Origin of the sequence: Bartonella sp. CL100XZDX (assembly GCF_042195375.1) — a bacterium.
Classification (GTDB): domain Bacteria; phylum Pseudomonadota; class Alphaproteobacteria; order Rhizobiales; family Rhizobiaceae; genus Bartonella.
Genome location: NZ_JBHIOH010000035.1, coordinates 80224 through 93491, shown reverse-complemented (window position 1 = coordinate 93491; position 13268 = coordinate 80224). Strand labels below are relative to the sequence as shown.

At 37.4% G+C, this 13268-nt stretch carries 11 protein-coding genes; 7 read left to right on the top strand and 4 right to left on the bottom strand.

The window, feature by feature from the left end; genetic code table 11:
- Positions 1 to 7: 7 nt before the first annotated feature.
- Together ACFILU_RS03600 and ACFILU_RS03595 are read left to right on the top strand one after the other, a co-directional pair.
- Positions 8 to 751 carry a TlyA family RNA methyltransferase gene (locus ACFILU_RS03600; RefSeq protein ID WP_375674782.1) on the top strand — a complete coding sequence of 248 codons (744 nt, stop codon included), beginning with the start codon at positions 8 to 10 and terminating at the stop codon, positions 749 to 751.
- Positions 748 to 2001 (top strand): class I SAM-dependent RNA methyltransferase, encoded by a 1254-nt coding sequence (locus tag ACFILU_RS03595; protein ID WP_375674780.1) that lies wholly within the window; start codon positions 748 to 750, stop codon positions 1999 to 2001. Before ACFILU_RS03600 ends, ACFILU_RS03595 begins: the two co-directional genes overlap by 4 nt.
- Before the next feature lie 539 nt (positions 2002 to 2540).
- Here ACFILU_RS03595 and tldD read toward each other — a convergent pair.
- Positions 2541 to 3965, bottom strand: coding sequence for a metalloprotease TldD (gene tldD, locus ACFILU_RS03590; RefSeq protein ID WP_375674778.1), 1425 nt, complete (start codon positions 3963 to 3965; stop codon positions 2541 to 2543).
- A gap of 106 nt (positions 3966 to 4071) precedes the next feature.
- Positions 4072 to 4611, bottom strand: coding sequence for an invasion associated locus B family protein (locus ACFILU_RS03585; protein WP_375674776.1), 540 nt, complete (start codon positions 4609 to 4611; stop codon positions 4072 to 4074).
- 344 nt (positions 4612 to 4955) lie between these two features.
- On the opposite strand from ACFILU_RS03585, the gene cyoE reads away from it, so the two are divergent.
- From cyoE to rnhA, 4 genes are all read left to right on the top strand, one after another.
- Positions 4956 to 5891, top strand: a complete 936-nt coding sequence (cyoE, locus tag ACFILU_RS03580; RefSeq protein ID WP_375674797.1) for a heme o synthase — start codon at positions 4956 to 4958, stop codon at positions 5889 to 5891.
- A 182-nt stretch (positions 5892 to 6073) separates the two neighbouring features.
- Positions 6074 to 7129 carry a 4-hydroxy-3-methylbut-2-enyl diphosphate reductase gene (ispH, locus tag ACFILU_RS03575; RefSeq protein ID WP_375674774.1) on the top strand — a complete coding sequence of 352 codons (1056 nt, stop codon included), beginning with the start codon at positions 6074 to 6076 and terminating at the stop codon, positions 7127 to 7129.
- Complete coding sequence (locus ACFILU_RS03570) at positions 7129 to 8088, top strand: homoserine kinase (protein WP_273791354.1); 960 nt, start codon at positions 7129 to 7131, stop codon at positions 8086 to 8088. The genes ispH and ACFILU_RS03570 overlap by 1 nt, the downstream gene beginning before the upstream one ends.
- A 5-nt stretch (positions 8089 to 8093) precedes the next feature.
- A complete protein-coding gene (gene rnhA / locus ACFILU_RS03565; RefSeq protein ID WP_375674773.1) occupies positions 8094 to 8561 on the top strand; it encodes a ribonuclease HI in 468 nt (155 codons plus the stop codon).
- 26 nt (positions 8562 to 8587) lie between these two features.
- Here the strand turns inward: rnhA and ACFILU_RS03560 are convergent, their stop codons facing one another.
- Positions 8588 to 9466, bottom strand: a complete 879-nt coding sequence (locus ACFILU_RS03560; protein WP_375631386.1) for a protein-disulfide reductase DsbD domain-containing protein — start codon at positions 9464 to 9466, stop codon at positions 8588 to 8590.
- 71 nt (positions 9467 to 9537) lie between these two features.
- Here ACFILU_RS03560 and ACFILU_RS03555 point away from each other — a divergent pair, with 71 nt between their 5' ends.
- Positions 9538 to 10122, top strand: coding sequence for a YqgE/AlgH family protein (locus ACFILU_RS03555; protein ID WP_375674772.1), 585 nt, complete (start codon positions 9538 to 9540; stop codon positions 10120 to 10122).
- A gap of 42 nt (positions 10123 to 10164) precedes the next feature.
- On the opposite strand, the gene ACFILU_RS03550 is transcribed toward ACFILU_RS03555, so the two are convergent.
- A complete protein-coding gene (locus tag ACFILU_RS03550) occupies positions 10165 to 13050 on the bottom strand; it encodes an EAL domain-containing protein (protein ID WP_375674770.1) in 2886 nt (961 codons plus the stop codon).
- Between the last annotated feature and the right edge of the window lie 218 nt (positions 13051 to 13268).

The following is a 13268-nucleotide window of genomic DNA, read 5'->3' as shown; positions in this document are numbered from 1 at the left end:
GTATGATATGGCTGCCAGAAAAAGGCTCGATATTCTCTTAGTTGAAAAAAACTTTTTTACAACACGTTCACGTGCACGTGATGCTGTCATACGTCAAACTGTTAAAGTTAACGGCAAAGTCGTTTTTAAGGCTGGGCAAATCGTTTTTGATGATGCAGAGATTACCGTTTGTGATCCAGCGCAGAATTATGTTTCTCGGGCAGCGTTAAAATTGATTGCTGCACTTGATGCTTTTCCAATTATAACAGATAAAGTGACAGCCATTGATGTTGGTGCCTCAACAGGTGGTTTTACACAAGTGCTCTTAGAGCGTGGGGCGGCTCATGTCATTGCCGTTGATGTTGGGCATCATCAATTTGACAAACGTTTATTGGGCAACAGTGCTATAACGTTATTAGAAGGCTTGAATGTTAGAGATTTTCAACAGAAACATTTAGGTGGGCGAGAAATTGATCTTATCGTTTCAGATGTTAGCTTTATTTCTCTCAAACTTGCATTGCCTCCTGTTTTGTCTTTAGCCAAGAAGGGTGCCCAAGCTGTTTTACTGGTAAAGCCTCAGTTTGAGGTTGGTCGTAAACACTTTAGTAAGGGAGGAATATTAAGTCCATCAAGTGCTAAAGAAACTGCTGAGGCGCTTTTTGTTTGGTTAAATACACAAACAGGGTGGAGTGCAAAAGGTTTAATTTCTTCCCCTATTACAGGTGGTGATGGCAACGTGGAATATTTACTATTCGGAGAAAAACAAGAGTGAGTGACAATGTCATAATCGATCATATCGGAGCAAATGGTTATGGTATTGCTAAGACGTCTTACGGTTTCGTTTATGTTCCTTTTACTTTACCAGGAGAGTGTGCTGAAATTACTGTTCATGGAAAATATGCAACATATATAGCATTAAAAGAAAAATCATCAGAACGCATTGATACTCTTTGTCAGCATTTTGGAGAATGTGGAGGGTGTACTCTTCAGCATTGGCGTATGGATGCTTATCGCGTATGGAAACAACAATTGGTTGTTGATGCTCTTAAAAAGTATGGACTTAATAATGTTGTTGCGCCTTTAATAGAATGTAAACCTTATAGCCGACGGCGGATTACTCTAACAGCTTCCATGACCCCACAGGGGCAAAAAGTTGGTTTTAACCGCTATCTCTCTCATGAGATTGTAGCTCTTGAGGAATGCCCAGTAAGCCGTCCAGAGCTTATTTCTCAGTTGCATAATATCAGAGAGCTCTGTGCTTTTTTAAAGAACTCTGCCAAACGGTTTCATGTTACGATAACATGTGTTGAAAATGGTTTAGATGTTGCTTTAAGCGGTTGCATTATACACCATGAATCACTTCGTCAGAAAATGATCAGTGCTGCTCTTTCATATGGGATTATACGTTTATCTGTTGACGGTGAAGTTTTGGTTGAACGAGAAAAACCAGAGATTTACTTTGGAGATGTCCGTGTTGAATTTCCTTCTGGTGGTTTTCTGCAAGCAACTTGTGAAGCGGAAAATATAATGGGCAATATTATTTTGACTCATTTAAAAAAAGCAAAGAATGCTGTTGATTTGTTTTCAGGGGTAGGAACATTTACCTTGCGTATGGCAAAAAAGATGAATGTTCATGCAGTAGAAAATAATGAAGATGCATTAAGAAATCTAAATACAGCAGCACGTTTTGCGACTGGTTTAAAAACGGTCACTTGTGAAAAACGTGATCTTTTCCGACATCCCCTTTCTGTAAAGGAACTTGAGTGTTTTGAGTGTGTAGTTTTTGACCCTCCACGCGCTGGTGCAGAGCAACAAGTACGTGAATTAGCGAAGACAACAGTATCTCGTGTTGTAGCAATTTCCTGTAATCCTACTACATTTGCTCGTGATTTATCTCTCCTTGTTGCAGGCGGGTATACAGTAGAAAAAATCATACCGATTGATCAATTTTTATGGTCACCACATGTCGAAATTATTGCTGTTTTGAGCAAAAAGAAAAAAAAGAAAGGTTGGAAGCTTTAGCCTAAAATTTTTTTAATGCTATGAAGATTTTTTTAAAAGTTTACCTGAGTATTACTATAAAATCTTTCCAAAATTTATCTATAATAATAACCTTTTTCTCGTTGAATTAAGAACACTGAATGTAGAAAGTGTTTTTTTCTTTTAAACTTTTTTATTATGAAATATAAAAGACAACTTACCCCACACAAAAGACTAATGTATTACGAAGAAGATGTGTCTGAATAAGCCTGTGCCGTCGTTATATTTGCCATTTTCTAATGTGGTTACAACTCTTGGTACTTGAGACGGTCTATAAGAGGAATCTTTGGTTCTTTCTTGTACAGTTTTTATTCATATGACTCCCCCCACCTATAACGTACAAACGAATGATTTTGATTGATTCAACAGACACAGATTTAAAATGAGAGAATTTTACGGTATTCAAGGTTCTAATTCAATATAAACAACGATAAATTATCTTTATAAATCAATGAATTGCTCCCTCACAAAATGGTCGTAATAGACGAGAAGGAGGCAATGTTGGGAAGGAATGAGCAAGCTTATTCCTTTATAAGCGCGGTTCCACCGATTGTCATATTATTGATTCGAAGATGAGGTTGACCAACACCTACAGGGACATTTTGGCCAGCTTTTCCACAGATACCGATACCATTATCAAGTTTACTATCATTACCAATCATTGTAATACGTTTCATAGCATCCGGACCATTTCCAATAAGAGTTGCGCCTTTGATTGGTGCACCAATTTTGCCATTTTCTACTCGGTATGCTTCAGTACATTCAAAGACGAATTTTCCAGAAGTAATATCAACTTGTCCTCCACCAAATGAAACAGCATAGATACCATGTTTAAGTGAAGAAAGGATTTCTTCAGGTGTTTTATCTCCTCCTAGCATGATTGTATTGGTCATTCGTGGCATTGGTGCATAAGCATAAGATTCACGCCGTCCATTTCCAGTTGATTTACCTCCCATAAGCCGTGCATTAAGCCTGTCTTGCATAAAACCAACAAGCTTTCCATCTTCAATGAGAACGTTATATCCTGAAGGGGTCCCCTCATCATCGACAGTGAGAGAGCCACGGCATTGTGGAATTGTTCCATCATCAACAACTGTAACACCTTTTTCCGCAACTTGTTGTCCTAAAAGTCCAGCAAAAGCGGATGTTTTTTTACGGTTAAAGTCACCTTCTAAACCATGACCTACGGCTTCATGGAGCATAACGCCAGGCCATCCATTAGCTAAGACAACATCAAAAGATCCTGCAGGTGCTGCTTCTGCTTCTAAATTTGTTAAAGCCATACGTAAGGCTTCATCCGCAGCTTTTTTCCAATTGTCTTCATGAATAAATTGGTCAAACGCTTGTCGCCCTCCACATCCATAAAAACCATTTTCACGTCGATTGCCTTCAGCTGCGACCACAGATATGGAAAGTCGCACAAGGGGACGAATATCACGAACCAAATAACCATCGGCACGTAAAATTTCAACATGTTGTAGCGAGCCGGAAAGAGAAGCAGTCACTTGATGCAATTTATCATTTTTAGCACGTAAATAGGCATCAATTTTTTGCAAAAGAGCACTTTTTTCTTCAAATGATGGAGCATCAAGGGGATTATGCGGTTTATAAAGTCTTTTGTTTGTTTGTTGAGGTGCTATGCTATAAGTCCCAGCATGATTATTATAGGTAACAGCTTTAGCTGCTTCACTGGCACGTTTGAGTGCAGCAGCTGATAATTCACTAGAGTGAGCATATCCAGTAGCCTCTCCAGCAACAACACGTAGCCCAAATCCCATATCTTGATGAAATGAGCCGTTTTTAAGCTGTCCATTATCAAATAAAAGAGCTTCGCTTTCTGTATACTCAAGGTAAAGCTCACCATCATCAGCATGGTGAAGCGTTTCCTGTACAAGTGATTGTACTTTAGAGGAAGCAATATCAAAATGATCAATCAGCGATTTCATAAGAATTATCCTATTTTTATGGGGGCTTAGAAGATTTTTATTAATCTTTAAGGAACTTTCAAAATATACGATGAGATTTTTATCGTCTAAAGCGTATCGATTTCATTCATGTCGGTAAGGTTGCATAGGCGTCTCCAAGACCATGAAGGTCAACAAAACCTCCAATCCCTTGTTCAGGAGTTGTAAAGATAAAATAGGTTGCCATTTTTCCTTTTAAAAAGAGCTGCAATATGTCTTCTTTAAGAAAGGCTTCAGCAACACAATTATCACCAAGACAACGACGATATTCCATTCTGCCCATATTTTTATCGTCAATTTTAATACCAACGCCAGGACGTAATTCAACGCGAATCGGAACAAAAACACGCATCAAAGCACCTTGCTTTTGAGGAAGTTTATAAAAAGTAACGCGCAAGGTAATATCATGACGCCCTTGTGTATGAACGTTTTGTACAACTTCACACTGCATGTTAGGTGTACCTGGTGGTAGAGCACAAACTTTTGTCCATGCACCATAGGTTTGTGGAGCAGGGACATTTTGCGCATAGGGTGTTTGTGCAAATGCATGACTGATAAAACTATTATAAAATGTGTAAAAAACAGTACCAATGAAAAAAGTTTTTTTGAGTAATTTATAAAGTACCACAGAAAATCCTATCCGACTCAACACCCACAACCATGCATAGATTCACATAAAAAAATGAATTCCCCATAAAAAACTATAACACAAAAACAGTATTTACCCAAATATATTAATTCATGTGGTATATTTTTATGATACATTTGCAATGTAGGAGAGAATGTTGATTAAAAAAATGTATTTTCGTTGTTAATATTTCCATCTATTTGTAGGGGATACGTGCGAAAGAGGTATTTCATATTTTCTCAAAAATACGATTGGTTTTAATTGGTCATTTCCATACGCTAGATAATATTTGTCAGATAATATTGGTTTGTGAATGACAGAAATGGAAAAGGGCTTTGAGCGGAATGTCAGTTTCAGGAGAGTTATCGGTTGTGAATGGTAAATCAACGCCACCAAAATCCGGTATTGGTGATTATATCACACTATTAAAGCCACGTGTTATGTCTCTTGTGGTCTTTACGGCTCTAGTTGGTTTGCTTGTGTCGCCTGTTCCTATCAATCCGTTGTATGGTTTTTTAGCGATTTTATGTATTGCTATCGGTGGTGGCGGTGCGGGAGCACTGAATATGTGGTATGATGCTGACATCGATGCCGTGATGGAACGGACCAAAAAGCGTCCTATTCCTATGGGTAAAATCAGTTCCCGAAAAGCATTTATTTTTGGCATGGCTCTTTCTATGCTTTCGGTATTGGTTATGGGGAGCATCATTAATTGGTTTGCAGCATTTTTTCTTGCGTTTACGATTTTCTTTTATGTCGTTATCTATACAATTTGGTTAAAGCGTATTACACCGCAAAATATTGTTATTGGGGGTGCTTCTGGGGCTTTTCCACCAATGATTGGATGGTCTGTGACAACAGGGACAGTGAGTATTGATAGCTTTTTATTATTTTTAATCATTTTTATGTGGACCCCCCCTCATTTTTGGGCTCTTTCTTTATTTTCATCCCTTGATTATGAGGCTGCAGGTATTCCTATGATGCCTAATGTACGAGGTGAATATTCAACAAAAAAACAGATTTTATTTTATACTATCTTGACGGCATTGTGCGCTGCTGCTCCTTCCTTTACTGGTCTTGGTGGAGTTTTTTATGGTATTTTTTCTACAATTTTAAGCATTGTCTTTGTTTGTTTTGCCTATCGTTTGTGGAAAGCTGATACACATAATGAAACTATTTTGATGGCAAAAAAACTATTTTTCTTTTCATTACTTTATTTGGCAGCTATCTTTGGAGTTCTTTTGATTGAATCTCTTGTTTGGTATTTTATCGCTCTTTAGTTGCGTAAAATGAAAGAACAAATTTTAAAAGAGCTTTGCTGCAAGAAAATGTCGTAAGAAAACACGATAGAGTGTGTTCTTATGCAAAAGATGATATTGCGCGTTTTTTTACATTGCTTATTCATGTATAATAATAGGTTGTTTGAATATATAGCTAACACTATAGAGATTAAGGATGATTTATGTCTGGACTTCCCCCTTTAACGATACGTCTTTGTGGTCCACGTGGATTTTGTGCGGGGGTTGATCGTGCTATCCAGATTGTTTTGCTTGCATTAAAAAAATATGGTGCTCCAGTATATGTTCGTCATGAAATTGTACACAACCGCTACGTGGTTGAGGGATTACAGCAACGGGGTGCTATTTTTGTCGAAGAACTTGATGAGATTCCAAAAAAACATCGAAATCAACCGGTTGTTTTTTCTGCTCATGGTGTACCAAAATCTGTTTCAGAAGAAGCGCGATGCTATAATTTGTTTTATCTCGATGCAACATGTCCGTTGGTTTCAAAAGTTCATAAACAAGCGATACGACATCAACGTCATGGGCGTCATATTATATTGATTGGTCATGCTGGTCATCCTGAGGTGATAGGGACAATGGGGCAGCTTGAAGAAGGGGCTGTGACGCTTATTGAAACAATAGAAGATGCTTTGCATTATCAACCCAATGATCCAGATAAATTAGGATTTGTTACACAAACAACGCTTTCTGTTGAAGATACGGCAGGAATTCTCGATATATTACAACAACGTTTTCCTACATTAGCAGCCCCAGCGGCTGAGTCAATTTGCTATGCTACAACGAATCGACAAGATGCGGTTAAAGCAGCGGCAAAGGGGAGTGATTTGTTTTTGATTGTTGGAGCACCAAATTCTTCTAATTCACGACGTTTAGTAGAGGTTGCCGAAAAGTCTGGTGCGCGGCAAGCTATTTTAGTTCAGCGCGCTGATGAAATTAATTTTGAAAACCTAAAATCTCTTTCTATTGTCAGTCTTTCAGCAGGGGCTTCGGCTCCTGAAATTATTATTGATGAAATTATTTCAGCATTTCGTGAGCGTTATGATGTCACAATAGAATTAGCTGAAACAGCGGTAGAAACGGAAAAATTTTTAGTGAGTCGCGAATTACGTGACGTCATTTTAACGTCTCAAGATATGGCTTTCGTCAATGGTCAAGCAAATAATGCAAAAAATGAAAATCAGAATACAAACATATCTACAACGAAAGCAGAATAATGGCCGTTTATACAGATATTCACCCAAATGATTTAAAAGTGTTTTTAACACGTTATGCAATAGGATCACTTTTGTCTTATCAAGGTATAGAGGAGGGGATTGAAAATTCTAATTTTATGTTAGAGACAACACAAGGGCGATTTATTTTAACACTTTATGAAAAGCGTATTTCAAAAGATGATTTACCTTTTTTTTGTCGCTTGATGCAGCATTTAGGACAGCGTGGAATTCCTTGTCCTCAACCTGTTATTCAAAATGATGGAATGATGATCTGTGAACTAGCAGGACGTCCTGCCGCTATTATTACTTTTCTGGAAGGAGAGTGGATCCGCCAGCCCAATATAGATCATTGTGGCGAAGTGGGGATGGGGCTCGCACAATTACATTTAGCAGGACAGGATTTTACACTTAGTCGTAAAAATACCCTTTCTGTTATGGATTGGAAGGTCTTGTGGCAACGTTGTCAAACCAAAGAAGATGCATTGTTAAAAGAATTTGGACAAAAAATTGAGTTGGAATTGGCTTTTTTACAGAAAAATTGGCCGTTCAATTTACCAATAGGCATTATTCATGCAGATCTATTTAATGATAACGTCTTTTTTGTGAATCATCGTCTTTCTGGGATGATAGATTTCTATTTTGCTTGTAATGACTTTTTTGCTTATGATTTAGCGATCTGTTTAAATGCTTGGTGCTTTGAGCCTGATCATTCCTATAATCTTACCAAAGCACGTAAGTTATTGGAAAGTTATCAAAAAATAAGACCATTGATCCCTTTAGAATTGGACAAGATGGTTTTATTAGCTCGTGGTGCATCTCTACGTTTCTTACTCACACGTCTATATGATTGGTTTAATACACCGCCTAATAGCTTTGTTATTAAGAAAGATCCATGGGAGTATTGGCACAAGCTTTGTTTTTTCAGTAATGTAAATTCGCTAAGTGAATTAGGTTTTTAAATTTTATGGCAACTCAACAAAAAGTCGTTGAAATTTATACAGATGGTGCTTGCTCAAGGAACCCTGGAATTGGAGGATGGGGGGCAATTTTACGCTGGAATGGTCATGAACGGGAGCTTTATGGCGGTAAGGTCCATACGACAAACAATCAAATGGAACTCATGGCGGCAATTTGTGCATTAAAGGCGCTTAAAGAGCCCTGTTTGGTCGATCTTTATACAGACTCAGTTTATGTGCGTAACGGTATATCTAAGTGGATTGAAGATTGGAAAAAGAATAATTGGCGCACCGCATCAAAAAGTCCTGTTAAAAATATGGAGCTATGGCAAGCTCTTGAGGATGCTAGTTCTTGTCATACAGTCAGATGGCACTGGGTAAAAGGGCATGCGGGACATCCAGAAAATGAACGCGCAGATGCCCTTGCTCGCAAAGCAATTACTCAATATCGTGAAAATGGACGTTTTCCAGCATAATTGCTGTTTGGGAGCTTTTTCTTTTATCACGGAGTCGCAAGCGGGGTTGGCTGCGTATGGAATATGAATGTTCCACTTAAGGCGTGATCTTTAAAAGAAACTGTATAAAAAATTTTTTGGTTTATTTCTTCTGGTGCGAAATAGAGTGGAGCACTGAAGAGTGTATATTCTGCGTTATCACTGACTTTTCTTGCTGCTCCAATTTGCATTTCTCCTCCATCTAAAAAGAGAGAGGAAGGTGTAGTTTTGTTGTTATTTTGTATTTTTATAAGAAGGGTACTGTTATTTTTTTCGGCACTTATTTTTAGTGCATTCTGCATCATGCGGGGCAAAGAATCTTGCGCCTTTTTTAAGAAGGAAGCAGGAAGATGTTTATTTTTAAGAGCAGATGGCGAAAAATCAAAGTTAATAGTAAATGGAAGACAGATTTTATTACATAATCCAAGAGTGAAAGCACCACTTAAATTTTTGCTTGAACCAGAAAGATTGAAGGGCAATATTACTTTATCTTTATAACCTAATGACCAATCATTTTCTGTTTCAAAAAGCTGTGGAGTAGGATAGAAGATTTCATAAGAAATCTGTTGGTTGAAATTAAAAAATGGTGCCATGCCAGAATTACCTGGATTACGCCAGTAAGTTTTCCATCCTGGTTTAAGCTCAATTTCAATAATGCCTTCTCTTATTCCAGAAAGAGAAGGTTCAGTGATCGCTAATCGGATACGACCACCATCTGATTCATACCAAGATGTTGCGAAAAGCTGGAGTTTTTGTTCTGTTTGGGCATTTACAGGAATGTTAAGTAATTCTAAAACTATGAATGTTAAGCTTAAAGTAACTAAAAGCTTTTTATAAAAGAAAGTTGCGATATTTTGTAAATTTGTAAATATACGACTTTTTTTCATTGGAGTTTTATTTTCCTAGTGTGCTAAATGAACAAACTTTTATCATGTAAATTATGGAGAATAACAGATTAATGAAGCGGTGTAATGGCTTTTTAGGTGGACAATTACTCATAGCAATGCCTGGGATGAATGACAAACGCTTTATTCATTCTGTTATTTATATTTGTGCGCATTCTGATGCCGGTGCGATGGGCATCATTCTTAATCAATTGCATCATATTGATTTTCCAGAGCTTTTGCTTCATTTGGGAGTCATAGACAGTGGCCAAAAAAAAAGTCTTTCTGAACCAATAAAACAGTTTCCAGTTCGCTATGGTGGTCCTGTTGATCCTTTGCGTGGTTTTGTCCTTCATTCAGATGATTATGCTTGTGAAGAAACTGTTTTTATTGCAGATAAGATCTGTTTTACTGCGACAATTGATATATTAAAAGCGATCAGTTGCGAACAAGGTCCGCAACATGCACTGGTCGCATTAGGCTATGCTGGATGGAAAGCGGGGCAACTTGAGGCAGAAATTTCTACAAATGGTTGGCTAATCAGTTCTACATCACCTAGTTTTCTTTTTGAAAGCGATTTAAGCTGCAAATATGATAAAAGTTTAACACGCATGGGTATCGATCCAACTTATCTTGCTTCTGAAATGGGACACGCGTAGAGTTTTTTCTAAGCTTTTTAACTTTACACGTTATTTTATCCATTATGTTTTTATTTTATAAGGGAAATGGCTCTGAACGAGTGTAATTAATTCTTCTATGGCAATCGGTTTCGTCACAAGTGTACTTTGAACATATTTACAGCCTTCTTGACGAAGAAAGATTGCTTCTTTTTCATTTTCAACACCTTCTGCGATAATTTGCAAATTAAGATCTGTTGCCATATTAATGATAGACTTTAGAACAATTTTCTTCTTAAGAGAGTCGATTGAGATAAGTGAACGATCAAGTTTAACCATATCAAATGGATAACGTACGAGATAGGTCAGAGACGAATAACCTGTTCCAAAATTATCGAGTGCGAGATTCATTCCAAGTGTTTTAATTTGTTCAAGAAAGTGCGCTGATTGTTCAGGATTATTTCTTAAGACAAATTCAGATATTTCAATCATCAGACGCCCTTTGTGGAGCGGATGGCGAAGCAAAGCGGCACGCAATTGACTGATAAAACGAGGATGAATCATTTCTGCGCTTGGTAAATTAATTGAAATAAAGAAAGATTGTTGGGAAAACTTTTCTTGTACATTTATAAGATCAATAATGGCATTATCGATGATAAATTGTGACAAATCCATAACAATTTGTTCATTTTCTACGATTTTTATGAAATCAGAGACATTTAAATTTCCATAAGTGGGATGATGCCATTCTACAATTGTTTCAAAACCAATAATATGTCCGTCTGATAAATTAAGAATAGGATGGTAGAGGATTTTCATCTCATTACGTTTTATGGCATAATGAATATCTTTCTCCAGAGTATTATGTTCGAGACCAAAAGTGCGAAAATTAGGACGAAAAGGTTCAATATGGTTTCCACCCATTTGTTTTGCGCGAATCATCGCTAATTCACTATCATTAAAAATATCTTTAGCCGTCGATCGGCTTTCACTCCATGTAACCAATCCGATAGAGGTTGAAAGGATTATTTTGTTTTCTGAAAGTGAAATAGGTGCTGAAATTGTTTTGTGCAAATGATCTGCAAATGCTGCAATTTTTTGTGGTTCGGTTTCACTAAGTAAAATAATTGCAAAGCGGTCTGCTGAAAGACGCGATAAGGTGTCTTGAAAGTTAATGAGACGATTTAAACGACGTGCGATTATAAGCAGTACAGTATCCCCAACTGCTATGCCTAATTTGCGATTAATTTGGCGAAAATTGTCAAAATCAATCATAAAGACAGTCGGTCTAATTTTGATATTTGCTTTCGCTAAAGAGGTATAATTTTGTAGTCTATCAAAGAAAATTTGTTGGTTAGGAAGTCCGGTTAAGCTGTCGTGGATTGCATCATGCAATAAGCGTTCTTCGGATTTTTTATGGTTAGTAATATTGACAATGGTTCCAATGACACGTGTGATTTTTCCATCTTTTTGCATAGCCGGACGTGCACGAAGAGAAAACCAATGATAATAACCACCACCGGAAGAAAGACGAAAAATTTGATCAATGCGCCCTTTTTTATTTTTAAGAATGATATCCAATACAGCTTGAAAGCGTTCACGATCATCATGGTGCAAGGCTGAAATCCAGTTGCGCATAGGTCCATTGAGGTTATGAATTTCAGTACCAAAAAGGGTTGCCATGTTTGGATGTACAACAATACGGTCACGCTCAATATTCCAATCCCAAATAATATTTCCAGCTCCCTTTGCTGCGAGTACTTGTTGTTCAAGGTCGGAAAATATTCCTTCATGGAAAGCGTCATTAGAAAAAGTTTGTTGCAGGACAGTAAAGCTTATGAGGAGAACAATGAGCACTAATCCCCCCGCTAATGCTGGCTGGATAATATCATTGTTTAAATGTCCAGCTATGCAAGCATAGGCTCCAACACACCAAAAGCTAATGAGCAACCATGTTGGAATAAGCATAATAGCGCGGTCATAGCTTCTGATTGAGAAATAGATGATTAATATTATACCAAGCACAGCGGTAAGGCCAAAAGACAAACGCGCAATTCCAGCTGCTCTGATGGGATCATAAATAGCAAAGGCTCCTAGACTGCAAAAGGCAATGGTCCAAGCGATAGCACCGTAACTAAAATGATAATGCCAGCGGTTAAGGCTGAGATAGGTAAAAAGAAAAATGAAGAGTGTAGCAGTAAGAGCTACTTCTGTACCAGCACGCCAGATTGGTTGTGTTGTGAGTGTAACTGCAAAGAATTTATTTAAAAAGTTGAAGTCAATACCAATATAAAAAAGCACTGCCCAAGCAACAGCAGCTGTTGCAGGAAACAGCCCTGTTCCACGGACGACGAAGAGAACAGTTAACAAAAGCGCTAAGAGACCTGATATCCCGAGAAGAATACCATGATAAAGCGTATAAGAATTAATTGCATCTTTATAAGCTTCAGGTTGCCATAAATAGATTTGCGGTAGATTTGCAGAGTTAAGTTCGGCCACAAATGTAACAACAGCACCAGGGTTAAGAGTAATACGAAAGATATCAGAGTTTGCACTAAGTTGACGATCGAGGGAAAAACCTTCGCTTGGCGTTATGGATTGAATCCTTTCTGATCCAAGGTCTGGCCAAAAAAATCCAGAACGTGCCATGCGGTAATGGGGGGCAACAATGAGACGATCAACTTGTTCATCTGTTGGATTTGCAAGAGAAAAAACTGCCCAATTTCCGGAAAATTTTTCATTTTTTGCCTGCACTTCAATACGCCATACAATACCATCTGGTCCTGGCGCTGTACTTGTTTGAAAAATAGAGTTGTTTGTATGGTGAATTTCAATTGCTTTTGAGAGATTAAGAGCAGCATCTTGAGAAGAAATTTTAACTGGCTCAATTGCTTGTGCTGATGTAAGATGGACAAAAGAACTAACGACTACAATGAAAATGATGTCAATTATTTTACGCAAACTCTTCACAATGTCCCACTCTCAATATTTTAGGATGTTTAATTTTCATTTCGATTTTTGAGAAAAAACGTCCATCTTTTATAATTTATTTACATAATAAATTGTTATCACTTTTTCTTAAGTTGTGTGATTTTATATACAAATAAACCACATACCCATTTGCTCCAATAGAACTTGAAGCGAATGAAGTTTTATATTTTAAAAGGGCAAAGTTAAACCATAAATTT